Here is a 24,458-nt window from a genome sequence, read left to right on the forward strand (position 1 = left end):
GCCTCAGCGGCGGCGCCGAGGGGGGAGGCGCCCGGCTGGGTACTCGGCCGTTCCGGTGCGCCCGGCACGGGCCGGGTCCGGCGAACGGAGGCAGCCCGCCATGTACGACAGCCCCCTCGCAGGCCGTACCGTCGTCGTGACGGGAGCCGCGCGCGGACTGGGCGCGGCCCTCGCCCGCGCCTTCGCAGAGCGCGGCGCGCGGCTCGCCCTGCTCGGCCTGGAGAGAGCGGAACTGGAGAAAGTGGCCGCGTCCCTCCCTCCGCCGGTGATCGCCCTGGAGGTCGACGTCACCGACTTCGGGGCCCTGGAGCGCGCCGCCGCCGAGGTACGGGAACGGCTGGGCCGGCCGTCCGTCGTCGTCGCCAACGCGGGGATCGCCGAGGGCGGCCCGTTCGCGGAGGCCGCCCCCGAGTCCTGGCGGCGGGTGATCGAGGTCAACCTGATCGGCAGCGCCCTCACGGCACGGGCGTTCCTGGCCGACCTGCGGGCGACATCCGGCTACTTCCTCCAGATCGCCTCCCTGGCCGCCTTCGGCACGTCACCGATGATGAGCGCCTACTGCGCCTCCAAGGCGGGCGTCGAGTCCTTCGCCCACGCCCTGCAGGCCGAGGTCGCGCACGAGCACGTCGGCGTGGGCATCGCCTACATCAACTGGACCGACACCGACATGGTCCGCGACGCCGACCGCTACCCCGTGCTGCGCGAACTCCGCGCCCACATGCCGGCCCCGGCCCGCAGGGTGTACCCGGCCGGCCTGGTCGCCGAGCGGCTGGTCCGCGCGGTGGAGGGGCGGCGCGACGCCGTCTACGTGCCCCGGTGGCTGCGGCTGGTGCAGGTGGTGCGTGCCGCGCTGCCGCCGGTCGTGCTGCGGGTGTCCCGCCGGGTGCTGCCCCGCCTGGAGGCGGAGCGGGCACTTCCGGCGACCGGCCTGCTCGGGGCCGGGGGCGAGGCCGACGAGGAGCTGCGGGGCAGGGCGTGAGCGGTCACGGGTGCCGGAGGCGGGGAGCCTCGGCGCCCGCCTCCACCGGGCCGGACGCCGTCTCCACCCGGTCGGCGAGGTCCGTGGCCCAGGCCGCCAGTCCGGCCAGGTCGAGACCGTGGGGGCGCGGGCTGTCCTGCCGCAGCGACCACTGCGACACCGCCGCCGCGCCGCGCCGCAGCAGGCGGGCACCGCCGGTGGCGTTGCCGCGCGCGGAGTGGGTGAGCCCCACCGCGAGCTGGGCCAGGCCGCGCCACAGCTCCCGCTCGGCCTCGGGGCCCGACTTCCAGGCGTCCTCGAACACCTCGTGCGCGTGGAAGGGCTTCCCGCCGTCCAGCAGCTCCTGCGCCTCCGCCAGCGTCTCGGCCGGGCTGCGTACAATTCCCTCCGGCTGCCGTTCGACCCCGTCGGACCCGTAGGGCAGCGGCCGCCCCAGGCCGTCCCGAGGCCGCGCGTTGCGAGCCCGCCCCTCCTGGTCCCGGTCCCGCCCGCCGGCCGTCCCGTCCGGCCCCGCGCCGATCTCTCCACCCGCGTCCGTGTCTGCCATGGGGCCGATTCTCCCCCTCCCGGCCCACAACCCGCTTCGGAGGAGTCCCCTACGTGGGGTAAAGTGCTGTTCGCGCGATCACGCGGGTCACCGCGAGTGAGCGCATCGGGACGTGGCGCAGCTTGGTAGCGCACTTGACTGGGGGTCAAGGGGTCGCAGGTTCAAATCCTGTCGTCCCGACTTTGCGAAGTCGCAGATCAGGGCCGGTTACGGAGAAATCCGCAACCGGCCCTTGATCATGGTGGGAATCAGGTACGGGCCTCTCAGACGAACGCGCTGATCCCGGTCGCCGCCCGGCCGACGATGAGGGAGTTCATGTCGCGGGTGCCCTCGTAGGAGTACAGGGCCTCGGCGTCGGCCCAGAAGCGGGCCACCTCGTGGTCCAGCAGAATGCCGTTGCCGCCCAGCAGCTCACGGGCATGCGCGACGACCTCGCGGGTCCGGGTGGTGCTGAACATCTTCGCCATGGACGCCTGCTGGTCGGTGAGGTGGCCGGCGTCCTGGAGCTGTGCCGCGCGCACGTTCATGGTCTGGCAGGCGGTGATGTCGGCCAGCATCCGGGCCAGTTGGTCCTGCACCAGCTGGAAGGCGGCGATGGGCTTGCCGAACTGCTCGCGCTCCAGGGTGTAGGCACGGGCGGCCTCGTACGCGCCCATGGCGCAGCCCACCGCGTTCCAGGAGACACCGAGCCGGGTGGCGCGCAGCACCTTCGCGGTGTCCTTGAAGGAGTTCGCCTCCTGGAGCCGGTCCGCCTCCGGAACCCGTACGTCGCGCAGTTCGATCTCGGCGTTCTGCACGGTGCGCAGCGAGACCTTGCCCTCGATGCGGTGAGGTGTGAAACCCTCGGCGCCCTGCTGCACCACGAAACCCTTGACCTCGCCGTCGGCCTCGTCCTTCGCCCAGACGATCACCAGGTCGGCGAAAGTGGCGTTGCCGATCCACTTCTTGCGCCCGTTCAGCACCCAGGTGTCGCCCTCCCGCCGGGCGGTGGTCGTCAGACCGCGAGAGGTGCCGGAGCCGACGCCGGGCTCGGTCAGGGCGAACGCGGCCAGCCGCTCCCAGCGCAGCATCTCCGGTATCCAGCGCCGCTTCTGCTCCTCGGAGCCGCATTCCATGACCGAGGCGATGCCGAGTCCGCTGTGCACGCCGTGGAAGGTGGCGAACGAGGGGTCGACGCGGGCGAGTTCCATGCTCACGAGACCGGCCACCAGCGCACCCCGGCCCGGTGCGCCGTGACCGCTGAACTGAAGTCCCGCGATGCCGAGTCCGGGCATGTGCGGGATCAGCTCGTGCGGGAACTCGCCGCGCTCCCAGTAGTCGTCCGCGACGGGGGCGAGATGCTTGAGCGCCCAGTCGCGCACCGTGGCCAGCAGCTCCTGGTCCTCGGGGCCGACCGTCGCGCGTACGTGGTAGAAATCCGCCTCCACGGCCGCCGGGTCCGCTTCGTGCACCGTGACGCCGGGCCACCCGTGCTCGTGGCCCGGCCCGGTGTGGTCGGGCTGCTGCTGTCCGGTCATGACGACCCCTCTTTCTCCTCAAGTGGCCCACGGCGCACAGGTGGTACGGGTCCACCCGGCCGCCGCGCCCGTCCCGCCGCCCAGTCGGTGCAGCGGCGTGCTGCTCACCGGTGCCCGCGATTCCGTGCGCGTAGACCTTGCCGGAGATCTTGAGTGAGGGAGCCCACAGGGAGACCCCGGCGCGGTGAGGGGGTGGTGCGCCGGGGGAGGCGGATCGGTCCGCCGTCCGGCCCGGGCGGCACGCCACCGGTGACGAGCCCTCCGGCTCCGAGCCCGCGGGGCAGCGCCCGGCGCCGCTCAGGCGCCGGAGAGGAAGAGGCAGAACAGGTGGCCGTGGGGGTCGCGCAGTACGCGGACGTCGCCCTGGGGCTGGTGCTCCTCCAGCGTCGCGCCCAGGGCGCACGCGCGCTCGGTCTCGGCGTCGAGGTTGTCGACCTGGAGGTCGAGGTGGGCCTGCATCTGCTGGTCACCGGGGCCGGCCGGCCACTTCGGCGGGCGGTGGTCCCGCTCCAGCTGGAAGCTGAGGCCGGGGCGTTCGCGCTCCGGGGCCCTCAGGCGGACCCAGTCGGGCTCCCGGTCGACCTCGACCCAGCCCAGCAGCGCACGGTAGAAGTCGGCCAGCGCGGGCGGATCGGGGGTGCCGAGCACGAAGGCGGCGAGCAGCGTCGTCATGGCCCGTCCCTGCCCGGGAGCGGTTGGTCCTACGCGTCCGCGGAGCCGCCCGGAGGCGGGAGCCGGGCGCGACCGGAAGTCACGACATCCCGGCCTCCGCGGGGTCCCGCACCCCGCTGACCACCGGGTGCCCCCGCTGCCGTGACGGGTCCCGCCGCCCGGCGCCGAGGGGCGAAGGAGGCCAGTGCCACCCCGCCGACGAGAACCCGACCCTGGTCGCCCTGATCGCCGCCGGGCTCGGCATCGGCCTCGTCCCCCGCCTGGGCCGCGGCCCGCTGCCGCCCGGCGCGGTGGAGGTGCCGCTCGACCCCGTCCCCGTACGCCGCCTCTACGCCCTGTGGCGCACCGGCGCGACCCGCCGCCCGGCGATCATGGAGACGGTGCGGGCGCTGAAGGAGGGGTGGGCCACGCTGGAGGGGGAGACGGTGTGAGGGCGTGGCGGAGATGGGCGCCGCGGCCCGCCGACGCCCCCGGAGTGCGTACCGTCGGCGGCGTGCGCATGCTGGTTGGGGAGGTGCCATGGAAGGCGACGCCCGACGCGAGCGGACCCTTGAGACCTGCCCCGAGGCCATGCGCGTGGCCTGTGAGGCCCTCGCGGCCTCACCCCTGGCGATCTGCCTCCTCGACGACGATCTGCGCGTCACCGACTGCAACGAGTCCGCGCACCGCCTGCTGTCCGGCACCGACCCCACCGGCCGGGCGCTCACCGACGTGCTCCCGCTGCGCGACCCCGAGGCCGAGACGGCCCACGCGCACGAGGTCCGTACGACCGGCGTCGCCTCCCTGAACCGCCTGGTGCGCACCCGCCGGACCCCGCGGTGGGGCCCCCGGACCCTGTCCCTCTCCCTCTTCCCCGCGCCCCCCGGCCATGAGGGTTCCGGGCTCGTCTGCACCATCGCCGACATCACCCCCGACGAGGCGGACGAGACCGGCCCCGACCCGCTGCGGCGCCTCGCGGACATCCAGGGCGAGGTGGGGGACACCCTCGACCACGACACCACCTGCACCGAACTGGCCGAGGCGCTCGTCCCCTCCGCAGCCGACACCGTCGTCATCGCCCTGGCCGAACACCTCACCCAGGGCGAACCCCCGCCCCTGACCCGGCACCACCCCGAGCCGCTCTGCCCGATCGCGTGCGGCGGGGCCGTCGCCGAGGACAGCGGCGTCTGGCCCGTGGACCAGAGCCCCTTCGCCCCGCTGCTCGCCGCCCGCACCCCGCGGGCCACCGACATCGACGCCGACCCCCGCTGGCTGGACGCCGAGCCCGCCCTGAAGCGCCTGCTGCACGCGGCCGGGGCGCACGCGCTGCTCGCGGCGCCGATCACGCGCGAGGGCGTCGTGCTCGGCCTGCTGCTGCTCTACCGGGGCGAGACGCCCGCCCCCTTCTCCCGCGAGGACATCGCCCTGGTGGAGAAGGTCTGCGCGCACACCGCGCGATGCCTGGACCACGCCCGGCGCTTCCACCGGGAGCACACCATCGCGCTGGCCATCCAGCACTCGCTGCTGCCGAGGCACCCGCCGACCGGAGCCGCCCTCGACATCGCCGACCTGCGGCTGCCCGGCGAGGAGAGCGGCGGGGGCTGGTTCGACGTGATGCCGCTCTCGGGAGCCCGCACGGGCCTCGCCGTCGGGCAGGTCACCGGGTTCGGGGTGCGTACGGCCACCACCATGGGCGAGCTGAGAACGGCCGGCCGCTCCCTCGCCACGCTCGACCTCCAGCCCGGGGAACTGCTGGCGCGGCTGAGCCGTACGACCGCCACCCTCGCGCGCGACCGCAGCGAGGCACGACCGGACTCCGGGCCCCTGCGCGCGGGATGCACCTACGCGGAGTGGGACCCGCTGTCGTGCGAGGTGACCGTCGCCCGCGCGGGCGGGCCCGAGGTCGTGCTCGTCCGCCCCGACGGCACCGTCGACACCGTCGCCACGCCCGAGGGGCCGCCGCTCGGCAGCGCGGCCGGACCGATCCCGTCCGTCACCGCCGCCGTGCCGTCCGGGTCGCTGCTGATCCTGCACACGCCCGGCCTCACCGAGGACCCCGCCGCCGTACCGGACCTGCTGCGCCGGGCCCTCGACCGGCTTCCCGATTCGGCCGCCGCCGAGCCGAGGGCCCTCTGCGACGAACTGGGCGCCCTGCTCACCGCCGGCCCGCGGACGGTCGAGGCGCAGGTGCTGGTCTGCCGGGTCATGGCCTTCCCCCACGAGCGCGTCGCCACCCTCGTCCTGCCCGACGGCCCCCAGGCCGCGGAGGCCGCCCGCGCCTGCTGCGAGCGGCACCTGAGCGAATGGGGTCTGGACGAGGACACCCGCTTCAACGGCCAGCTCATCGTCAGCGAGTTCGCCGGCAACGCCGTCCGCCACGGCTCCCCGCCGGCCCGCCTGCGCCTCATCTTCGACCAGGCCCTCACCATCGAGGTCTCCGACGCCGGCGGCAACGCCCCCCTCCTGCGGCACGCCCAGGAGGGCGACGAGGGCGGCCGCGGCCTGTTCATCGTCTCCCAGCTCGCGGACCGCTGGGGGACGCGGTACGAGAGCGGGGGCGGCAAGACGATCTGGGCGGAGGTGGACACGCCGGAGGAGGGCGAGGGGGTGTGAGCGTTCGAAGGGGGCGAGGGGGTGTGAGCGTGCGAAGGGGCGCGCTCGTGTGTCCCTGGCCGTCGGAGTGCCGGAAGAGGGATGTCGGGTTTGCGGGGCGGTGCCGCAGGACACCTGGGCCTGGAGCCCCGGGCGGGAGCCGTGACACGGGAGTCGTGTCCATCTCCTGGGGCCTCAGTGTGGAGGTGTCGCACATGGCCGCCGACAACATGTGGAGCTACGGTCCGACCGCCGGGCACACCCCCGACGCCGATCTGTCCGGGTACCGGGTCGAGGCGCTCGACGGGCACATCGGAAAGGTGGACAAGCACTCCAACGACGTGGGGGCGCAGTACATCGTCGTGGACACCGGGGTGTGGATCTTCGGCAAGGAGGTGCTGCTGCCGGCCGGGACGGTCACCGGGGTCGACCACGCGGAGCGGACCGTGCGGGTGGCGCGCACCAAGGAGCAGATCAAGGACGCGCCCGAGTTCGACAAGGACCGGCATCTGGGAGACCCGGCGTACCGGGACCAGATCAGCGGTCACTACGGCGAGCACGGCTCGGGGCACTGAGCGGGGCCCGCTCGGGCGCAGGTGCGGTCTCCCGTCAACGGAACGATCATGCTCCACACGAGACTTCTACAGCAATGTAGACAATGATGGGGGCGGGACCGGCCGGTCCCGGCCACCGTCCCGCTGGGAGGAACCGCTTCCGATGTTCGGCCTGAGTGAAGTCGCCCTGCTCCTGCTCGTGTTGATCGTCCTCCTCGGTGCCAGGAAACTGCCCGGACTCGTCCGCTCCGCCGGCCAGGCCACGCGCATCTTCAAGAGCGAGACCAGGGCCCTGCGCGAGCAGGACGCGCCGTCCGCGGCCACGCCCGCCGCCGGACCCGTCGTCGAGGGCACCGTCCTGCGCCGCGACGAGCCGGGGCGGCACTGAGCCACGGCCTACGATCTACGCACGGCGGCGGAAAGGAGAGGGCGTGAACGACCAGCGGCGGGCCCGGCGAAGGGGACAGGGCGAGCTGGAGGGGCTGGTGCTGTCCGCCCTGCGCGAGGCGCGGGAACCCGCGTCCGCCGGGTGGGTGCAGGAACACCTCGGCGGCGACCTCGCCTACACCACCGTCATCACCATCCTCACCCGCCTGCTCGCCAAGGGCGCCGTCACCCGGGAACGGGCGGGCCGCTCCTTCGTGTGGACGCCGGTCTCCGACCAGGCCGGCCTCGCCGCGCACCGGATGCGCAAGGTGCTCGACGGCGAGCACGACCGCGAGGCGGTGCTGTCCCGCTTCGTCACCTCCCTCGAACCCGGTGACGAACGTCTCCTGCGCAGCCTGCTGGGCGAGCCGGGCCCGGACGGAGAAGGCTGAGAGTCCATGGGCGTGTTCGTCCTCCTGCCGCTGGTGCTGCCCCTGACGGCATGGCCGGTCGCCCGGCTGGCCGAACAGCGGCTGCATCCCCGCGCCGCCACCTGGCTGCTGACGGTCACCGCCGGGGCGCTGGCCCTGTGCAGCACCCTCTGCCTGACCCTGCTCATGGTGGTCGGCACCGCACAGCTCCCCGGTAACCCGCTCCCGGACGCCTGGTCCGACGACGAGGTGCGTGAGGCCGTCCCGTACGACGAGGTCGCGGGCCAGGCCGCCATCCCCGCCCTGCTCGCCGTCGTCGCGGGCTGCTCGCGCCTGCTCTGGCGCCGTCACCGGGTACGGCGGCACGCCGAGCGGAGCCTCGCGGGCCTGCCCCCGCGCACGGTCGCCGTACTGCCCGACCCGGAGCCGTACGCGTACGCGCTGCCGGGCCGGGGCGGGCGCCGGGGGCGGGTGGTGGTGTCGGACGGCATGCTGTCCCGGCTGGCCGCGCGGGAGCGGCGGGCGCTGTTCGCGCACGAACGCGCCCACCTGGCGCACCGTCACCAGCGTTTCCTGCTGCTCGTCCAACTGGCCGCGCGGGCCAACCCGTTCCTGCGTCCGCTGCGTACGGCCGTGTCCTACACGGTGGAGCGCTGGGCCGACGAGGAGGCGGCCGGGGTGGTGGGCAGCAGGCGGACCGTGGCCCGCGCCATCGGCAGGGCGGCGCTCGTCTCCCGGCCCCGGCCGGACCCGGCGCCGGCCGGGTTCGCCGCCCCCGGACCGGTGCCCAGGCGCGTGGCCGCGCTGCTGGGGCCGGCCCCGGCCGTGCACGCGTGGCCCTCGCTGTTCACCGCCGTGGGCGCGGCGGCGTGGACCGCGGCGGCCGGGACGATGATGTCCGCGCTGTCCTCGGCCAACTCGGCGGTGACGCTGTTCCTCGTGCTGAAGGCGGCCACCCCGCTGTAGAGGTGACCGCCCGCGTCACTCAGAGGTCGAACTCGTGGGGCGGCAGGCCGAGGGCGAAGCACGCCTCGCGGACCACGGCCTGCTCGTCCTTGTCGAAGTCGCCGTCCGCGCCGCCGATCACGATGCCGATCTGGACGACCGCACGCGCCTCGGCCGGCTTCTTCTTCGCCTTGGCGATCTCCTGGAGCACGCTGACCCTGCCGAAGTCGCGGTCGGCGGTCAGCCTGCCGAGATTGTCCTCGAACCGGCGTTGCAGATCCGTCGCGTCGAAGTTCCGCAACACCTCGTTCGCGGCGATGAGCTGCGCGACCCGGCGGCGCTCGGACGGGTCCACCGTGCCGTCGGCGGCGGCCACCAGCGCGCACATCGCCATCGACGCGTCACGGAAGGCGCCGCTCTTCAGGTCGTTCTTGCGCGCCACCAGCTGCGTCTGCATGGTGGCGGCGGATTCCTTGACGCGGTCCCACAGGGCCATGAGCACTCCATTTCTCGTACGGGAGGAGCCGCGCGGCCGCCCGGCTCCCGGATGGGTCTGTGACCGGGCGGTTCCTCAGTCCTCTTCGTCGCCCTCGAAGAAGTCGCCCACCTCGTCCACGACTTCGGCCGCGACCAGGCCGCCGGCCACGCCGACCGCCAGCCCGGCCGCGCCCGCGGCGACGGCGGTGCCCATGCCGGGGCGCCCACCGCCATGCGCGTGGTGCGGCCCGGCGTACCCCGGCTCCCCGTGGCCGTGGTGGGGCGCGGGGTACATCGCCGGTCGGCTCTCCAGGAGTTGGCGGAACCAGCCGTCGACCAGCGAGGTCCAGTCCTGGCCGGTGTCGTGCGAGACGGTGAAACGGCCGAGCGTGTCATGCCCGCCGCCCAGGAATCCGCCGCGCTTGTCGGCCTCCACCACGACCTCCATGCCGCCGGGGTGGGCGAGGAACGTCAGCTCGAACTCACCGGCCCCGTGGGCGAACCGCGGGGCGGGGGTCAGCTCGATCTCCTGGTAGAAGGGCAGTTGCTGGCCCGTACCGCCGATGCGGCCGTATTCGAGGTCAGCGGACCGGAAGCCGAAGCCCAGTTGTCCGAGCGCCTCCAGAACCGCTTCCTGAGCCGGCAGCGGGCGGACGGCCAGCGGGTCCAGGTCGCCCTTGTCCCGTGCCCCGGTGACCGCCAGCTCGGTCCGCACTCCGAGGACGACGCCGAGCGGCTGGCCGTGCAGTTCGGTGACCGGTGTCTCCCACGGCAGCGGCACCCCGAACGGGATCGTCCGCTGCTCGCCCTCCGCGAGGCGGAACCCGCCGCCCACGGTGAACCGCTCGAAGACGACGGTGCCTTCGCTCTCCCCGTGCTCGTGCTCCGCCTCGACGCGGGCGACCAGTTCGAGCGTGATGTGGTCGATGTCGAAGGCGGCGGAGCCGCCCGTGAGGCGGACCTCGCCCGACAGGGTGCCGCCGGGCAGCACCGCGCCGGGTGCCAGGACGGTGTCCACCGCGGGCCCTCCCACGCCGAGCGAGCCGAGCAGCCTCTTGAACACCATGGGGCGCCCACTTCCCTTCTTGCTTCTACACGTATGTAGAAGCATAGGCCGGGCCGAGGGCGCGGTCCACCACCGGCCGGGGGCGGTGCTGACGGTCCGCCAGGACGGATGCGACGATCCCGCCATGCCCGAGATACGACCCGCCGTGCCCGAGACGCGCCCCGCCCCCGCCCCCTGCCGGATCGTGGTCTGCCGGGACTGCTGCTGCGGAAGTCCCAAGGTGACCGGTGTCGATCACGCCGCGCAGACCGTCCGGCTCGCCGAGGAGGCTCCCGTACGGATCTCCGCATGCCTCGACGTGTGCGACCAGGCCAACGTGATCGTCGTCCAGCCCTCCGCCGCCGGGCGCGCGGCCGGGGGCCGGCCGGTCTGGCTCGGCCTCGTCAACGACCCCGACGCGACCGAGGACATCCTCGCCTGGGTGCGGGCCGGCGGGCCGGGTGTCGCACCCCGCCCCGGCATCCTCGATCTGTACACCTTCAGTCCGCCCCGTAGGCGGTAACTCGCCTATGGCACAACAGAGTTGAAGCATGACTCTGGTCGCCCCGCACCCCCTGGGCTACCGTCGGTAACACCTGCCGACGGCGATCGTCAGCACGTCCTTGCTGCCTCGGCAGCCTTCGTTCGTCCCCCCGCACCGCCGGACCCCCCGACGAAAGGCAGCCATGGACAACCCCACCGCCCCCACCGGGATCACCCGCCGCCGCGCCCTCACCGTCACCGGGGGTGTGCTCGCCGGGGCCGCGCTGGCCGCCCACGCCGGTCCGGCCTTCGCCGGGGAGTCGCAGGACGCGGACGCGATCGTCGTCGGCCACGGCCTCGCGGGGCTGGTCGCCACGGCCGAACTCGCCGCCGCGGGACGCAAGGTGCTGCTGCTCGACCAGGAACCGGAGGCGAGCATCGGCGGTCAGGCGTTCTGGTCCTTCGGCGGGCTGTTCTTCGTCGACTCCGAGGAACAGAGGCTGATGGGCGTCAAGGACACCCATGAACTCGCCTGGCAGGACTGGCAGGGCAGCGCCGGTTTCGACCGGGGCGTGGACGACCCGGCGGGCCAGGACCACTGGGCGTACAAGTGGGCGGAGGCGTACGTCGACTTCGCCTCCGGCGAGAAGCGGTCCTGGCTCGCCGGGCTGGGCGTGCAGTGGTTCCCGATCGTGGGCTGGGCCGAGCGCGGCGGCGGCCTCGCCGACGGGCACGGCAACTCGGTGCCGCGCTTCCACGTCACCTGGGGCACCGGCCCCGCCGTGGTCGAGCCGTTCGAGAAGAAGGTGCGCGCGGCGGTGGCGGCCGGCAAGGCCGCCTTCAGATTCCGGCACCGGGTCGACGGCATCGTCACTACGGGCGGCGCTGTGACCGGCGTACGCGGGGCCGTCCTCGAACCCAGCGGCGCGGCCCGCGGCAAGCCCAGCTCCCGTACCGTGATCGGCGAGTTCGAGCTGCGCGCGCCGGTCGTGGTCGTCACCTCCGGCGGCATCGGCGCCAACCACGACCTCGTACGCCAGAACTGGCCCGCCCGGCTCGGCACGGCGCCCAAGTCCATGATCACCGGCGTGCCCGCGCACGTCGACGGGCGGATGCTCGCCATCACCGAACGGGCGGGCGGCCGCATCGTCAACCCCGACCGCATGTGGCACTACACCGAGGGGCTGCGCAACTACGACCCGATCTGGCCCAACCACGGCATCCGCATCCTGCCCGGACCGTCCTCCATGTGGTTCGACGCCACCGGCAAGCGCTTCGGCACCCCCGACATCCCCGGCTACGACACCCTGCACACCCTCGGCTCGATCACTGCCTCCGGGTACGACTACTCGTGGTTCGTGACCACACAGAAGATCATCGCCAAGGAGTTCGCGCTCTCCGGCTCCGAGCAGAACCCGGACCTCACCGACAAGAACATCTGGCAGCTGCTCTCCCGGATCTGGCAGACGCCCGAGCCGATCGAGAAGTTCAAGAAGAACGGCGCCGACTTCGTGGTCGCCGCCACGCTCTCCGAACTGGTCGCCGGGATGAACAGGCTGACCGGCGACAACCTGATCGACCTGGCCCGGCTCAAGCGGCAGATCGAGGCCCGCGACCGCGAGATGGACAACCCGTACACCAAGGACGTGCAGGTCATGGGCATCCGCAACGCCCTCGCCTACATCGGGGACTCGCTCAGCCGGACCGCCCCCGCGCACAAGATCCTCGACCCGTCGGCCGGACCGCTGATCGCCGTGCGCCTGAACATCCTCACCCGCAAGACCCTCGGCGGGCTCCAGACCGACCTGTCCGGGCGCGTGCTGAACGCCGCCGGGCAGCCGGTTCCGGGACTGTACGCGGCCGGGGAGGTCGCGGGCTTCGGTGGCGGGGGAGTGCACGGCTACCGCTCGCTGGAGGGCACCTTCCTCGGCGGCTGCCTCTTCTCCGGGCGCCAGGCGGGCCGGGCGGCGGCCGCCGCCACGGCGACCTGATCCCGGACAGGGGTTCGAGCGCGGGGGCGGACATCTGCCGGTGTGAAGCCCGCACAAGCGCGGTTTTTGCGTGATCACATGGGCGGGACGGGACAAGAAGCGGTGATTTGTCGGCGACTCGGGGCATCACGGACCATAGGACTCGGCCCGGTGCTCCGGGAGGGCCGTTCACCTGGCCTTTTCCGTGAGCCAGGTCACCGCCCGTCCCCCGCTCGGCCTGTCACGGCCGGCTCCGCGAGAGGTAACACCCACCCATGCAGGTCACCGGGACCGCTCAGCCGCCGGCTCCGGCGACGGGCCCCCTCGGCGCCCCGGCCGAGGAACCGGGCGGCAACGCGAACAAGCACGTCCGCCGCTTCGGGCTGCCCGTCGCCACCGCCCTGGTCATGGGCAACATCATCGGCGGAGGCATCTTCCTGCTCCCCGCCTCCGTCGCCCCCTACGGCACGGTCAGCCTGGTCGCCCTCGGCGTCCTCACGGTCGGCGCCATCGCGCTGGCCCTGGTCTTCGGCCGGCTCGCCGAGCGCGACCCGCGCACCGGCGGCCCGTACGTGTACGCCCGCGAGGCGTTCGGCGACTTCGCCGGGTTCCTCGCCGCCTGGGCGTACTGGATCACCACCTGGGTGTCCAACGCCGCGCTCGCCGTCGCCGCCGTCGGCTACCTCGACGTGCTCATCCCGGTCAGCGGCCACCGCTGGACCGCCTGCCTGGCCGCCCTGGTCATCCAGTGGCTCCCGGCCCTCGCCAACTTCGCCGGCACCCGCTGGGTGGGTGCCGTGCAGCTCGTCTCCACGGTGCTGAAGTTCGTCCCGCTGCTGCTCGTGGCCGTCGGCGGGCTGTTCTTCTTCGACCCGGACAAGCTGGGCCCGTTCAACGCGGGCGGGGGCAGCCCGATCGGCGCGATCTCCGCGTCCGCCGCGCTGCTGCTCTACTCCTACCTCGGCGTGGAGTCCGCGGCCGTCAGCGCGGGCGAGGTCCGCGACGCCCGCCGCAACGTCGGCCGGGCCACCGTGATCGGCACCGCCGGCGCCGCGCTGGTCTACCTCCTCGGCACGGTCGCCGTCTTCGGCACCGTCTCCCACAGCCACCTGGTGAAGTCGACCGCGCCGTTCTCCGACGCCGTGAACTCCATGTTCGGCGGCACCTGGGGCGGCTGGGCCGTGGCCCTGGCCGCGCTGGTCTCGATGACCGGCTGCCTCAACGGCTGGACCCTGCTCAGCGCGCAGACCCCGTACGCCGCCGCCCGTGACGGGCTCTTCCCGGCCGCCTTCACCCGGCGCCGGCGCGGTGTGCCGACCGTGGGCGTCGGCGTCACGGTCGTCCTCTCCTCGCTGCTGACCGTCTACAACTTCATGGCGGGCTCCGCGCACGTCTTCGAGGTCCTGGTCCTCGTCACCACCTTCACGGCGACCGTGCCGTACCTGCTGGCCACCGCCGCGCAGCTCTACCACCTCGCCTCCGGCCGCCGCGACGCGGTCGACGGACGGCGGCTGGTGCGCGACGCGGTGATCGCCGCCGTCGCCGCGGGCTTCTCCGTCTGGCTGGTCGCGGGCGCGGGCTACGCGGCGGTCTACCAGGGAGTGCTGTTCCTGTTCGCCGGCGTCCTCGTCTACGCCGTGATGGCCGGGCGCCGCCGCCGCGCCGAAGCCTGACCCGCCCCGCATGAGCCCGGTGGTCCCCGTGGGGCCGCCGGGCTCTCGCGTACCGGTTAACTGCACAAGCGGATCAGCTCCTACCGCTAGTGCCGGTGATCTTCGGCTGCGTACCGTGGCGCACCGATGACGGGCCTCGCGGGCAGGGAGTGAGCAGACGGTGCAGCCGACGTTCGTACTGGTGCATGGAGCCTTCGGCAACTCCTTCGCCTTCGCGCCGCTCCAGGCCGAACTGGGACTGCTCGGGCACCGCTCGGTCGCGGTCGACCTGCCCGGCCACGGCTTCGCGGCGACCTACCCCGACGCCTACCAGGCCCCGCAGGACGCCGAACGGCTCGCCGCCGCACCGGGCGCGATCAAGGGCGTCACGCTCGCCGACAACGCCGCCCACCTGATCCGGGTGCTGGAGCGGGCCAAGGAGAACGGGCCCGTCGTCCTCGTCTCGCACAGCCGGGGCGGCGCCACGGCCACGGCCGCCGCCAACGCGCGCCCGGACCTGATCGACCGGCTCGTCTACGTCTCCGCCTGGTGCCCGGTCGACCTGGCCGTGGGCGACTACTACGCCGAGCCCGAGATGGCCGGGGTCGACACCGCCTCCCTCACCCTGGCCCTCGCCGGGAACCCGGCCGAGCTGGGCGTGCTCCGCGTCAACTTCCGCACCGCCGACCCCGGAGCCCTCGCCGCACTCAAGGCCGCCTTCCTCGCCGACGGCACCGACGACGAGTTCCGCGCCTTCCTGAACACCTTCCAGCCCGACGAGAACCTGGACGCGGGCACCGCCGCCGACCGCGCGCGGGCCGCCACCTGGGGCCGCGTCCCGCGGACGTACGTACGCCTCGCCGACGACGCGAGCCTGCCCCTCGCGCTGCAGGACCGGCTGATCCGCGAGGGCGACGCGCTGACCCCGGACAACCCCTACGACGTACGCACCCTGCCGGGCAGCCATCTGAAGTGGCTGGTCGACCCGGCGCCGGCCGCCCGCCTGCTCGGCGAACTCGCCCCGCCCACCGGCTGACCGGGGAAACACCCCTTTGTGCTTACATGCCGAACCGCCCCGCACGGCATGTCTGGACAAACCATTGACAGCGGACGGCACAGGGACTTGTATCCCGTCCCAGCACAGCAGCGCACACCCTCCCCAGCACAGTGAGGTGCAGGAACGATGGACCGCTCTTCTCGCTCGCGCGCACTGGCCCCCGTCGTGGCGGTGGCCGCGGCGGCAGCCCTCACCCTCGCCGGCTGCTCCAGCGGGTCCGGCGGGAAGAAGGCCGAGGAGGGCGGCGCGGGGGCACCGGCCGGCAAGGCCGACACCCCCCGGATGACGGTCGCCCTGGTCACCCACCAGTCGCCCGGCGACACCTTCTGGGACATCGTCCGCAAGGGCGCCGAGGCCGCCGCGGCCAAGGACAACATCAAGCTCGTCTACTCCGCCGACCCCAACGCGGGCACCCAGGCCAACCTGGTGCAGAACGCCGTCGACCAGAAGGTGGACGGCATCGCGGTCACGCTGGCCAAGCCCGGCGCGATGAGGGACGTCATCGCCAGGGCGAACGCGGCGAAGATACCCGTGGCCGGCCTCAACTCCGGGCTCAGCGACTGGAAGAAGCTCGGACTGCTCCAGTTCTTCGGACAGGACGAGACCGTCGCGGGCGAGGCGCTCGGCAAGAAGCTGAACGACGTCGGCGCCAAGAACATCGTCTGTGTGATCCACGAGCAGGGCAACGTCGGCCTCACCCAGCGCTGCGACGGCGTGAAGACTACCTTCTCCGGCAAGACCGAGACGCTGTACGTCAACGGCACCGACATGCCGTCCGTGAAGTCCACCATCACCGCCAAACTGAAGCAGGACGGCTCCCTCGACCACGTCGTCACCCTCGGCGCCCCCTTCGCGCTGACCGCCGTGCAGTCCGTCGCCGACGCGGGCGGCAAGACCGAGGTCGCCACCTTCGACCTCAACAAGGACCTCACCGGCGCCATCAAGAAGGGCACCATCGAGTTCGCCGTCGACCAGCAGCCCTACCTCCAGGGCTACCTGGCCGTCGACTCGCTGTGGCTGTACAAGAACAACGGCAACTACAGCGGCGGCGGTGAGCAGCCGGTGCTGACCGGCCCCGCCTTCGTGGACAAGTCCAACGTCGACCGGGTCGCCGAGTTCGCGGCGAAGGGCACCCGCTGATGAGCGGCGCCCCGCAGGCCGGGCCGGCGACCGCCCCGGCGCCGGCTCCCGGACCCGGCCCCGCCGCTGGGAGCGCCGGCCGGCGCGCACCGGCGCTGCGGCTGCTGGCCCGGCCCGAGGTGGGGGTCTTCCTGGGCGCGGTGGCCGTCCTGGTCTTCTTCCTGGTCGCGGCACCCTCGCTGCGCCAGGGCGGCTCCATGGCGACCGTCCTCTACCAGTGCTCCACCATCGGGCTCATGGCGCTGCCGGTCGCCCTGCTCATGATCGGCGGGGAGTTCGACCTCTCCTCCGGCGTCGCCGTCATCACCTCCGCGCTCACCGCCAGCATGCTGAGCTACCAGCTGACGGTGAACGTCTGGAGCGGCGTCCTCGTCTCCCTCGTGCTCTGCCTGGCCATCGGCGCCCTCAACGGCTGGATGGTGGTGCGGACCGGGCTGCCCAGCTTCCTGGTCACCCTCGGCACCTTCCTGATCCTCCAGGGCGTCAACCTCGCCGTCACCAAGCTGGTCACCGGCAACGTCGCCACCGACGACATCAGCGACATGGACGGCTTCGGCCAGGCCAAGGCGGTCTTCGCGTCCTCGGTCGGCATCGGCGGCGTCCAGGTGAAGATCACGGTCTTCTACTGGCTGGCCTTCGCCGCGCTCGCCACCTGGGTGCTGCTGCGCACCAGATACGGCAACTGGATCTTCGCCGTCGGTGGCAGCGAGGAGAGCGCCCGCGCGGTCGGCGTCCGGGTGGACTTCACCAAGATCACACTGTTCATGCTGGTGAGCTTCGGCGCCTGGTTCACCGGCATGCACAACCTGTTCTCGTTCAACACCGTGCAGTCCGGCGAGGGCGTCGGACAGGAACTGATCTACATCGCCGCCGCGGTGATCGGCGGCTGCCTGCTCACCGGCGGCTCGGGCTCCGCGATCGGGCCGGTCTTCGGCGCGTTCATGTTCGGCATGGTCAACCAGGGCATCGTCTTCGCGGGGTGGAACCCCGACTGGTTCAAGGCGTTCCTCGGCGTGATGCTCCTCGGCGCCGTCCTGATCAATCTGTGGGTCCAGCGCACGGCGACCCGGAGGTGAATGCGATGACCGACCAAGACACCGGCCCCCTGGTGGAGTTGCGCGGCGCGGGCAAGTCGTACGGCACGGTGCGCGCCCTGCACGGCGTAGACCTGACCGTGCGCACGGGCCGGGTCGCCTGCGTGCTCGGCGACAACGGCGCGGGCAAGTCCACCCTGATCAAAATCATCTCGGGACTGCACCGGCACACCGAGGGCCAATTCCTCGTCGACGGAGCGCCGGTGAGCTTCGGCAGCCCGCGCGACGCCCTCGCCCAGGGCATCGCCGCCGTCTACCAGGACCTCGCCACCGTCCCCCTCATGCCGGTCTGGCGCAACTTCTTCCTCGGCTCCGAACTCACCAAGGGCCCCTGGCCGCTGCGCCGGCTGGACATCGCCCGGATGAAGGAGACCGCCGACCGGGAACTGCGCGGCATGGGCATCGTCCTGGACGACCTGGAGCAGCCCGTCGGCACCCTCTCCGGCGGCCAGCGCCAGTGCGTCGCCATCGCCCGCGCCGTCCACTTCGGCGCCCGGGTGCTGATCCTGGACGAACCCACCGCCGCGCTCGGCGTCAAGCAGTCCGGCGTGGTCCTCAAGTACATCGCCGCCGCCCGCGAACGCGGTCTCGGCGTCGTCTTCATCACCCACAACCCGCACCACGCCTACATGGTCGGCGACCACTTCACCGTCCTGCGCCTGGGCACCCTCGAACTCAGCGCCGCACGCGGGGACATCACACTGGAGGACCTGACCGCGCACATGGCCGGCGGCACGGAACTCGCCGCCCTCAAGGACGAGCTGGCCGAGGTGCGCGGCGTGGACGTGGCCGAGCTGCCGTGACGCACCGCCGCCCGCTCAGGGGCGGACGAGCGCCCCGCCGTGAGCGCGCCGTGGTGGCCGGTGGTCATCACGTCGGACAGGGTCAGCAGCAACGGCACCAGCGCCGAGTCCGCCGCCACGGGCAGCTTCACCAGGGTGCCGTCCGCGTGCGGAATTCGGACCGCCTCACCCTGACGACCCCCCTCACGCCCGCCCCCTGAGGGACACTCGGGGTATGGCATCGACGAGCGCGCGCGGCGAGAGCGCCGAACCGGGCCGCTGTCCGCGCCCGCCGCACCCGGACCAGCCCCGCGCACGCCGCGTCATGACCACCGGTACCGAACAGACCCGGCTGATCGTCGTACGGGGCAACAGCGCCTCGGGCAAGTCCTCGGTCGCGGCCGGGCTCCGCGAGCGGTTCGGGCGCAACCTCGCCGTCGTCGGGCAGGACAACCTCCGCCGCGACGTCCTGCGCGAGCACGACCGCCCCGGCGCGGCCAACATCGGCCTGATCGGCGTGACGGCCCGCTACGCGCTGGACGCCGGGTTCCACACCGTCGTCGAGGGCATCCTGTACGCCGACCGGTACGCCACGATGCTCACCGACCTCGTGCGCGAGCACCGGGGTGTCTCGCGCTGCTACTACCTGGACGTGCCGTTGACGGAGACATTCGTCCGGCACGCGACGAAGGGCGACGCGGCCTACCTGGCCCAGGTCACCGACGACCACCTGCGCGACTGGTACCGCGAGCGGGACCTGCTGCCCGGCGGACTGGAGACCGTCATCGACGCGAGCAGCGTCCTCGCGGACACGGTGACCCGGATCATGCGGGAGTCGGGGCTGGACACGCTGCCGGCCGTCGACCGCTGAGGGCGTCTCTCAGCCCCGCCGATCCGCCAGGCCCTGGCCGATCAGGCTCCGCGCACAGTCCAGCACCGCCTCCTCGGCGGGCCGGGGACGCCAGCCGAGGAGGCGGTGGGCCTTCTCCGTGCTGTGACGGTTGCGGCGGCCGAGGGCCGGGAGGATCTCTCGGAGCGCGGGGTCGCCGAAGCGGGCCGCCAGACGGACCGACAGGTCGGGGAGCTGACGGGTCGGCACGTGCCGCGCCTGATCGCCCAGGCCGTCGCGCAGCACGCGGGCCATGTCCGCCATCCACAGGAACTCGCCGGTGCCCAGAAAGCGTTGTCCGGCGGCGGCCGGGTCGGTCATGGCCCGCAGGTGGAGGTCTACCAGGTCGCGTACGTCCACGATCTCCAGCCCGATCCGGGGCAGGCCGCGCATCGCTCCGGTGAGCATCCTCGCGACGATGCCGACCGAGCCCTCGGCGTTCGGGGTGAGGACCGGGCCGAACACGGCGCCGGGCAGCACGGTCGTCAGTTCGGTCGGACCGTCGTGGCCCGCCATGAAGTCCCAGGCGGCCCGCTCGGCGAGGGTCTTCGCACGACGGTAGGGGATCAGCGCCGGGTCGTCCGGGTCGGTCCACAGGCTCTCGTCGGTGACTCCCTCGTCCGCGTACGAGGACGGGCTGGCCGCGTTGGCGGCGGAGGTCAGCACGACCCGCTTCACCCCGGCAGCCGTGGCGGCGCGCAGCACCCGCAGGGTGCCGTCCCGCGCGGGTGTGAGGAGGTCGCCGGACTCTCTCGCCCCGAGGGGAGAGGCCACGTGCAGGACGCGGTCGGCCCCGCGCACGGCGTCGGTCCAGCCGGCGTCCGCGGTGAGGTCGGCGACGGCGAACTCCAGCCGGCCGCCGGGATCGGTGACCGCAGACACGGCATCGATCACTGCCTGTTCGCGGCCGGGGGCGCGCACGGTGGCGCGGACGGTGTGGCCGCGGCGCAGCAGCTCGGCGACGCACCAGCCGCCGATGTAGCCGCTGCCGCCGGTGACCAGGACTGTTTCGGGCATGGCTGTCATGGCTGTCCTTGGGCGCAGAGGGGTGGGGTATGCCAGAATGGCGAAAACGGAGGGGGCTCCGCTATGTCGACCAACGTACCGGAGGGCCCTCCGCTTGGCAATCCGTGACGGCACCCCGGACCGGAACCCAGAAAGAACGGAAGACGGCACGCCCGTGAGCGCCAGACCCATCCGGAAGGACGCCCGCGACAACCGCGAGCGCATCCTCACCGTCGCCCGCGAGGAACTCGCCGCGTCGAGCAGCGCCTCGCTCACGGCCATCGCCAGGCGGGCCGGTGTCGGCATCGGCACCCTCTACCGGCACTTCCCGACCCGCGAAGCCCTCGTCATGGAGCTGTACCGGCACGACCTCCAGCACCTCATCGACCTCGCGCCCCGACTGCGCGACGAGCAGCCCCCGTTGACCGCCCTGCGCATGTGGTTCGACGAGGTCGCGCGTTACGGCAGGCTGAAGTTCGGTGTCGCCGAGGTCATCCACGCGGCGACCGGCAGCGCCCAGGAGGACCCGTTCTACCGCCCGTTCGTCCAGGCCATCGGCACCCTGCTGGAGACCGGCGCGGCCGAGGGCACCCTCAAGGAAGGGGTCGACCCGGAGGACGTGCTCCTCCAGCTCAGCGTGCTGTGGCGGATCGACCCCACGCGGGACGGCGAGGCGCGGGCCGCCCGCATCCTGACCCTGATCGTGGACGGCCTGCGCGCCTGAGACCTCAGCCGGTGCGGACCTCCGCCAGGGTCACCGGCCGGTGCTCGCGCAGCGAGAGGGTGCACGCCTCCGCGATCCAGCCCGCCTCCAGCGCCTCCGCCACCGTGCACGGAGAGGGGCGCGTCCCGGCCACCAGCTCGGTGAACGCGGCCAGTTCGGCACGGTAGGCGTCGGCGAAGCGGTCCAGGAAGAAGTCGTGCGGGACGCCCGACGGGAAGCCTGCCCCCGGCTCGGCCGAGCGGATCGGCAGCCGGTCGTCCAGGCCGACCGCGAGGGAGTCCTCGAAGCCGAGCAGCTCCATGCGCACGTCGTGACCCCGCGCGTTGTGACGGGAGTTGGACACCACCGCGATCGTGCCGTCGTCCAGCGTGAGCACCGCGCTCGTGGTGTCCGCGTCGCCCGCCTCCCCGATGTACGCGGCACCCCGGTTGCCGCCGACCGCGTACACCTCGGTCACCTCGCGGCCGGTCACCCAGCGGATCATGTCGAAGTCGTGCACGGAGCAGTCGCGGAAGATGCCGCCGGAGGCGGCGACGTACGCGGCGGGCGGCGGCGCCGGGTCCAGGGTGGTGGAGCGCACCGTGTGCAGCCTGCCCAGCTCCCCGGAGCGCACGGCGGCCCGCGCGGCCGTGAAGCCCGCGTCGAAGCGGCGGTTGAAGCCGATCTGGACCGGCACCCCGCTGTCCCGCACGTCCTGAAGCAGCGCCACGCCCTCACCGATCGTCCGGGCCACCGGCTTCTCGCAGAACACCGGCACCCCCGCCGCGACCCCGGCCCGGATCAGCTCCGGGTGGGCGTCGGTGGCGGCCGCGACCACCAGGCCGTCCACCCCGGCCGCCAGCAGCGCCTCCGGCGAGTCGGCCACCTGGGCCCCGTACCGCTCGGCGGCCGCCTTGGCCGCGTCCGCGACCGGGTCGGCGACTACGAGGGAGGTGACGGCGTCCAGCACGGACAGGGTCCCGGCGTGGAAGGCGCCGATGCGGCCGAGGCCGAGAATTCCGATACGCATGTGCTCAAGTGCTCCTCACGTGTGCTGTGACAGGGCCCCGCGCTTCAGCTCACCGGCAGCTCCACCCACCCCCGCCCCCCGGCCGACACCGTCATCGCGTCCAGCACGGCCGCCGCGCGCACCGCGTCCGTCAGCGTGGCGCCGTACGGCTTGCCCTCCGCGACCGAGCGGAGGAACCGGTACGCCTCGACCACCTTCAGGTCGTCGTAGCCCATCGCGTTGGCCGCGCCCGGCTGGAACGCGGCGAACTCGCCGTCGCCCGGGCCGACGTACACCGTGCTCACCGGCTGGTCCTGGTAGGTGCCGCCCCGGCTCACCCGGAGTTCGTTCATCCGCCGGAAGTCCCAGAACACCGCGCCCTCGGTGCCGTGCACCTCGAAGCCGTAGTTGTTCTGCTCGCCCACCGAGACCCGGCACGCCTCCAGCACGCCGCGGGCGCCGGAGGCGAAGCGCAGCAGGCAGCTAACGTAGTCCTCGTTCTCCACCGGCCCGCGCTCACCGCCCGCCGCGAGGGTGTGCCCGGCGGTGGCGCCGGCGGGCCGGGAGCGCTCGGGGACGAAGACCGCCGTGTCGGCGGCCAGCGAGGCGATGTCGCCCAGCAGGAAGTACGCGAGGTCGGCGCCGTGCGAGGCCAGGTCGCCCAGTACCCCGCTGCCGCCCCGCTCCCGCTCGTAACGCCAGGTCAGCGCGGAGTCCGGATGGGCGGCGTAGTCGCTGAGCAGGCGGACCCGGGCGTGGGTGACCCGGCCGATCCCGCCGGAGGCGATCAGCTCGCGCGCGCTCTCGACGGCGGGCGCGTTGCGGTAGTTGAAGCCGACCGCCGTCTGCACGCCCGCCCCGGCGGCCGCGTCCGCGACCGCGCGGGCGTCCGCGCCGCTCAGCCCGACCGGCTTCTCGATCCAGAGGTGCTTGCCCGCCCGTGCCATCGCCACGCCGATCTCGCGGTGCAGGAAGTTCGGCGCGGTCACGCTCACGGCCCGCACCCGCGGATCGGCGGCGACCTCGCGCCAGTCGCGGGTGGCGGAGGCGAACCCGTACCGCTCCGCCGCCTCCTCGGCCAGGCCCGGCACCTCCTCGGCGACCGTGATCAGCTCGGGGCGCAGGGGCAGCCGTGGGTAGTGGTGCGGCAGGCGGGCGTACGCCCGGGTGTGCACCCGGCCCATCCAGCCGAACCCGACGACGGCGACACCCAGCGCATCCACCATGACAGCCCTTCTCCGGACCGGATCACATCTGCCGGGCCCACCTTTGTGCGGACAAATGCCGGGTGTCAACCCTGGTGCGCGCTCCCGACCGGGGCACACCGGCGTGCGGGGGCGCGGAGCCCGGGTGATCGTGGGAGGCATGGCTGCTGACCCGACGGCGGAGACCGGCGCACCCCGGCGACGGCACGACACCCGCGAATCCGTCCTGTTCGGCGGGGTGTACGGCGCGGTCCTCGCCAGCTCCCTGGTCGCCGCGCTGACCCAGCACGGCCACAGCTCGGCGGCCAGCCGCCGCTACGACGCCCTGTGGGTGCTGGTCACCGGCTTCGCCTCCGCCCTCGCCCACGGCTACGCCCACCACGTCGCCGAGCGCGGCCCCCGGCGCCGCGGGGAGGTGCTGCGCGCCCTGCGCGACGAGTGGCCGCTCGTGGCGGCCGTGCTGCCGACCGTGTTCCTGCTGGCGGGCGCGGGCTGGGGATGGTGGCCGCCGGGCGACGTCGAGTACCCGGCGCTGTACCTCAACATCGCCCTCCTGTTCGTCCTCGGAGTGATCACCGCCCGCTGGGCCTCCCGCCGCTGGCCGTCCGCGCTCCTCACCGGCCTCGCCGACGCCCTGCTGGGCTTCGTCGTGGTCATCGCCAACGCCCTCATCAAGTAGCGCCCGGCACGGGCACCGGTCCGGGTGGGGTAGTGTTGACCTGCGTGATCAGGCGGAACGCTCCGCCGGTGACGCATCGGGACGTGGCGCAGCTTGGTAGCGCACTTGACTGGGGGTCAAGGGGTCGCAGGTTCAAATCCTGTCGTCCCGACTTCGCGGAAACGCAGGTCGGAGGTCGTTCTCTCATTCATGGGAGGGCGGCCTCTTTCGTGCGTTCCGCTGTCCGGGCGCCCGCCTGACGAGGGCGGGGCGCGCCGCCGGAGGAGATCCGGCAGCGCGCCCCGTACGGAGGAGCAGCGGCTCGGCCTAGGTCACCGCGGTCAGCGTCGCGTAGACCACGACGTTGCTCTGGTAGCCGGTGCCCTTGACATAGCGGCCGCCGCAGGTGATCAACCGGAGTTCGGGCCGGCCGGTGCTGCCGTAGACCTTGTCGCTGGGGAAGTTCTTCCGGTCGTGCAGCTCGACGGCGCGGACGGTGAACACCGCCGTGCGCCGGTCCGCCCGGCTGATCTCGATGGTCGCGCCCTCGGCCAGGTCGCCCAGGTCGTAGAAGACGCCGGGCCCCCCGGCGGGGGTGTCCACATGCCCGGTGGCGACGGCGGTACCGGCCGAGCCGGGAGCCGTGCCGTCGCCGTACCAGCCGGCGACGCCGGGCCTCGACGCGGCCGGGGCCCTGCGGGCCCCGG

Annotated in this window: 24 protein-coding genes, 2 tRNA genes and 3 pseudogenes; 19 read left to right on the plus strand and 10 right to left on the minus strand. The window is 73.2% G+C overall.

All coding sequences use genetic code 11. From position 1 onward, the window contains the following. The first annotated feature begins 100 nt into the window (after window positions 1-100). Window positions 101-979: an SDR family oxidoreductase gene (locus ABZ898_RS25255; RefSeq protein WP_361663153.1), complete on the plus strand. Its 879-nt coding sequence runs from the start codon at window positions 101-103 to the stop codon at window positions 977-979. A gap of 4 nt (window positions 980-983) precedes the next feature. Here ABZ898_RS25255 and ABZ898_RS25260 read toward each other — a convergent pair whose 3' ends face one another. After that, entirely contained in the window at window positions 984-1,526 is a 543-nt protein-coding gene (locus ABZ898_RS25260) for a DUF309 domain-containing protein (RefSeq protein ID WP_361663156.1), read from the minus strand. Between the two features lie 106 nt (window positions 1,527-1,632). Between ABZ898_RS25260 and ABZ898_RS25265 the strand changes: the two genes are divergently transcribed. Then, window positions 1,633-1,706: transfer RNA gene (locus ABZ898_RS25265), tRNA-Pro, on the plus strand. Between the two features lie 83 nt (window positions 1,707-1,789). Here the strand turns inward: ABZ898_RS25265 and ABZ898_RS25270 are convergent. Together ABZ898_RS25270 and ABZ898_RS25275 are read right to left on the minus strand one after the other, a co-directional pair. Then, a complete protein-coding gene (locus ABZ898_RS25270) occupies window positions 1,790-3,043 on the minus strand; it encodes an acyl-CoA dehydrogenase family protein (protein ID WP_361663159.1) in 1,254 nt (417 codons plus the stop codon). A gap of 297 nt (window positions 3,044-3,340) precedes the next feature. Then, window positions 3,341-3,715, minus strand: a complete 375-nt coding sequence (locus ABZ898_RS25275; RefSeq protein WP_361663161.1) for a VOC family protein — start codon at window positions 3,713-3,715, stop codon at window positions 3,341-3,343. 194 nt (window positions 3,716-3,909) lie between these two features. On the opposite strand from ABZ898_RS25275, the pseudogene ABZ898_RS25280 reads away from it, so the two are divergent. The 6 genes and pseudogenes from ABZ898_RS25280 to ABZ898_RS25305 all read left to right on the plus strand — a co-directional run. Further along, a pseudogene (locus ABZ898_RS25280) lies at window positions 3,910-4,146 on the plus strand (LysR substrate-binding domain-containing protein); the annotation flags it as partial. An 88-nt stretch (window positions 4,147-4,234) separates the two neighbouring features. After that, window positions 4,235-6,307, plus strand: coding sequence for a SpoIIE family protein phosphatase (locus tag ABZ898_RS25285; protein ID WP_361663164.1), 2,073 nt, complete (start codon window positions 4,235-4,237; stop codon window positions 6,305-6,307). Between the two features lie 194 nt (window positions 6,308-6,501). Beyond that, window positions 6,502-6,861 carry a PRC-barrel domain containing protein gene (locus ABZ898_RS25290; RefSeq protein ID WP_361663167.1) on the plus strand — a complete coding sequence of 120 codons (360 nt, stop codon included), beginning with the start codon at window positions 6,502-6,504 and terminating at the stop codon, window positions 6,859-6,861. A 142-nt stretch (window positions 6,862-7,003) separates the two neighbouring features. Continuing rightward, window positions 7,004-7,228 (plus strand): twin-arginine translocase TatA/TatE family subunit, encoded by a 225-nt coding sequence (locus ABZ898_RS25295; protein ID WP_361663170.1) that lies wholly within the window; start codon window positions 7,004-7,006, stop codon window positions 7,226-7,228. 43 nt (window positions 7,229-7,271) lie between these two features. Next, a complete protein-coding gene (locus ABZ898_RS25300; protein WP_361663173.1) occupies window positions 7,272-7,658 on the plus strand; it encodes a BlaI/MecI/CopY family transcriptional regulator in 387 nt (128 codons plus the stop codon). 6 nt (window positions 7,659-7,664) lie between these two features. After that, window positions 7,665-8,603, plus strand: a complete 939-nt coding sequence (locus ABZ898_RS25305; RefSeq protein WP_361663176.1) for a M56 family metallopeptidase — start codon at window positions 7,665-7,667, stop codon at window positions 8,601-8,603. A 19-nt stretch (window positions 8,604-8,622) separates the two neighbouring features. Here ABZ898_RS25305 and ABZ898_RS25310 read toward each other — a convergent pair whose 3' ends face one another. Together ABZ898_RS25310 and ABZ898_RS25315 are read right to left on the minus strand one after the other, a co-directional pair. Continuing rightward, window positions 8,623-9,078 carry a TerB family tellurite resistance protein gene (locus ABZ898_RS25310; protein WP_361663179.1) on the minus strand — a complete coding sequence of 152 codons (456 nt, stop codon included), beginning with the start codon at window positions 9,076-9,078 and terminating at the stop codon, window positions 8,623-8,625. A gap of 75 nt (window positions 9,079-9,153) precedes the next feature. Further along, the gene (locus tag ABZ898_RS25315) at window positions 9,154-10,125 is read right to left on the minus strand and encodes a sporulation protein (RefSeq protein WP_361663182.1); all 972 of its coding nucleotides are present in this window, start codon (window positions 10,123-10,125) and stop codon (window positions 9,154-9,156) included. Between the two features lie 124 nt (window positions 10,126-10,249). Between ABZ898_RS25315 and ABZ898_RS25320 the strand changes: the two genes are divergently transcribed. From ABZ898_RS25320 to ABZ898_RS25350, 7 genes and pseudogenes are all read left to right on the plus strand, one after another. Further along, window positions 10,250-10,627 carry a (2Fe-2S) ferredoxin domain-containing protein gene (locus tag ABZ898_RS25320; RefSeq protein ID WP_361663185.1) on the plus strand — a complete coding sequence of 126 codons (378 nt, stop codon included), beginning with the start codon at window positions 10,250-10,252 and terminating at the stop codon, window positions 10,625-10,627. A gap of 163 nt (window positions 10,628-10,790) precedes the next feature. Beyond that, window positions 10,791-12,578, plus strand: coding sequence for an FAD-binding dehydrogenase (locus ABZ898_RS25325; protein WP_361663188.1), 1,788 nt, complete (start codon window positions 10,791-10,793; stop codon window positions 12,576-12,578). A gap of 254 nt (window positions 12,579-12,832) precedes the next feature. Further along, a complete protein-coding gene (locus ABZ898_RS25330) occupies window positions 12,833-14,230 on the plus strand; it encodes an amino acid permease (protein ID WP_361663190.1) in 1,398 nt (465 codons plus the stop codon). Window positions 14,231-14,390: 160 nt separating this feature from the next. Further along, window positions 14,391-15,245, plus strand: a complete 855-nt coding sequence (locus tag ABZ898_RS25335) for an alpha/beta hydrolase (RefSeq protein ID WP_361663192.1) — start codon at window positions 14,391-14,393, stop codon at window positions 15,243-15,245. A 147-nt stretch (window positions 15,246-15,392) separates the two neighbouring features. Then, a complete protein-coding gene (locus tag ABZ898_RS25340; protein WP_361663195.1) occupies window positions 15,393-16,406 on the plus strand; it encodes a sugar ABC transporter substrate-binding protein in 1,014 nt (337 codons plus the stop codon). After that, window positions 16,406-17,482, plus strand: a complete 1,077-nt coding sequence (locus ABZ898_RS25345) for an ABC transporter permease (RefSeq protein ID WP_361663198.1) — start codon at window positions 16,406-16,408, stop codon at window positions 17,480-17,482. The genes ABZ898_RS25340 and ABZ898_RS25345 overlap by 1 nt, the downstream gene beginning before the upstream one ends. A gap of 5 nt (window positions 17,483-17,487) precedes the next feature. Then, a pseudogene (locus tag ABZ898_RS25350) lies at window positions 17,488-18,300 on the plus strand (ATP-binding cassette domain-containing protein); the annotation flags it as partial. A gap of 35 nt (window positions 18,301-18,335) precedes the next feature. On the opposite strand, the pseudogene ABZ898_RS25355 reads toward ABZ898_RS25350, so the two are convergent. Then, window positions 18,336-18,482: pseudogene (locus ABZ898_RS25355) on the minus strand (IMP dehydrogenase); the annotation flags it as partial. 125 nt (window positions 18,483-18,607) lie between these two features. Here ABZ898_RS25355 and ABZ898_RS25360 point away from each other — a divergent pair. Continuing rightward, a complete protein-coding gene (locus tag ABZ898_RS25360) occupies window positions 18,608-19,153 on the plus strand; it encodes an AAA family ATPase (RefSeq protein ID WP_361663230.1) in 546 nt (181 codons plus the stop codon). Window positions 19,154-19,162: 9 nt separating this feature from the next. Here ABZ898_RS25360 and ABZ898_RS25365 read toward each other — a convergent pair whose 3' ends face one another. After that, window positions 19,163-20,188 (minus strand): NAD-dependent epimerase/dehydratase family protein, encoded by a 1,026-nt coding sequence (locus ABZ898_RS25365; RefSeq protein WP_361663200.1) that lies wholly within the window; start codon window positions 20,186-20,188, stop codon window positions 19,163-19,165. A 163-nt stretch (window positions 20,189-20,351) separates the two neighbouring features. Between ABZ898_RS25365 and ABZ898_RS25370 the strand changes: the two genes are divergently transcribed. Further along, window positions 20,352-20,900: a TetR/AcrR family transcriptional regulator gene (locus ABZ898_RS25370; RefSeq protein WP_361663203.1), complete on the plus strand. Its 549-nt coding sequence runs from the start codon at window positions 20,352-20,354 to the stop codon at window positions 20,898-20,900. 4 nt (window positions 20,901-20,904) lie between these two features. Here the strand turns inward: ABZ898_RS25370 and ABZ898_RS25375 are convergent, their stop codons facing one another. Continuing rightward, the gene (locus ABZ898_RS25375) at window positions 20,905-21,909 is read right to left on the minus strand and encodes a Gfo/Idh/MocA family oxidoreductase (protein WP_361663206.1); all 1,005 of its coding nucleotides are present in this window, start codon (window positions 21,907-21,909) and stop codon (window positions 20,905-20,907) included. A gap of 44 nt (window positions 21,910-21,953) precedes the next feature. Next, complete coding sequence (locus ABZ898_RS25380) at window positions 21,954-23,114, minus strand: Gfo/Idh/MocA family oxidoreductase (protein ID WP_361663209.1); 1,161 nt, start codon at window positions 23,112-23,114, stop codon at window positions 21,954-21,956. Window positions 23,115-23,253: 139 nt separating this feature from the next. Here ABZ898_RS25380 and ABZ898_RS25385 point away from each other — a divergent pair, with 139 nt between their 5' ends. Both ABZ898_RS25385 and ABZ898_RS25390 read left to right on the plus strand, forming a co-directional pair. Beyond that, window positions 23,254-23,772, plus strand: coding sequence for a hypothetical protein (locus ABZ898_RS25385; RefSeq protein WP_361663212.1), 519 nt, complete (start codon window positions 23,254-23,256; stop codon window positions 23,770-23,772). Between the two features lie 77 nt (window positions 23,773-23,849). After that, window positions 23,850-23,923: transfer RNA gene (locus ABZ898_RS25390), tRNA-Pro, on the plus strand. A gap of 155 nt (window positions 23,924-24,078) precedes the next feature. On the opposite strand, the gene ABZ898_RS25395 is transcribed toward ABZ898_RS25390, so the two are convergent. Continuing rightward, on the minus strand, window positions 24,079-24,458 hold a 380-nt coding region (locus tag ABZ898_RS25395), incomplete at its 5' end, for a sortase (RefSeq protein ID WP_361663215.1).

The organism is Streptomyces sp. NPDC046860, from assembly GCF_040645115.1.
In the GTDB taxonomy this organism is placed as follows: Bacteria; Actinomycetota; Actinomycetes; order Streptomycetales; family Streptomycetaceae; genus Streptomyces.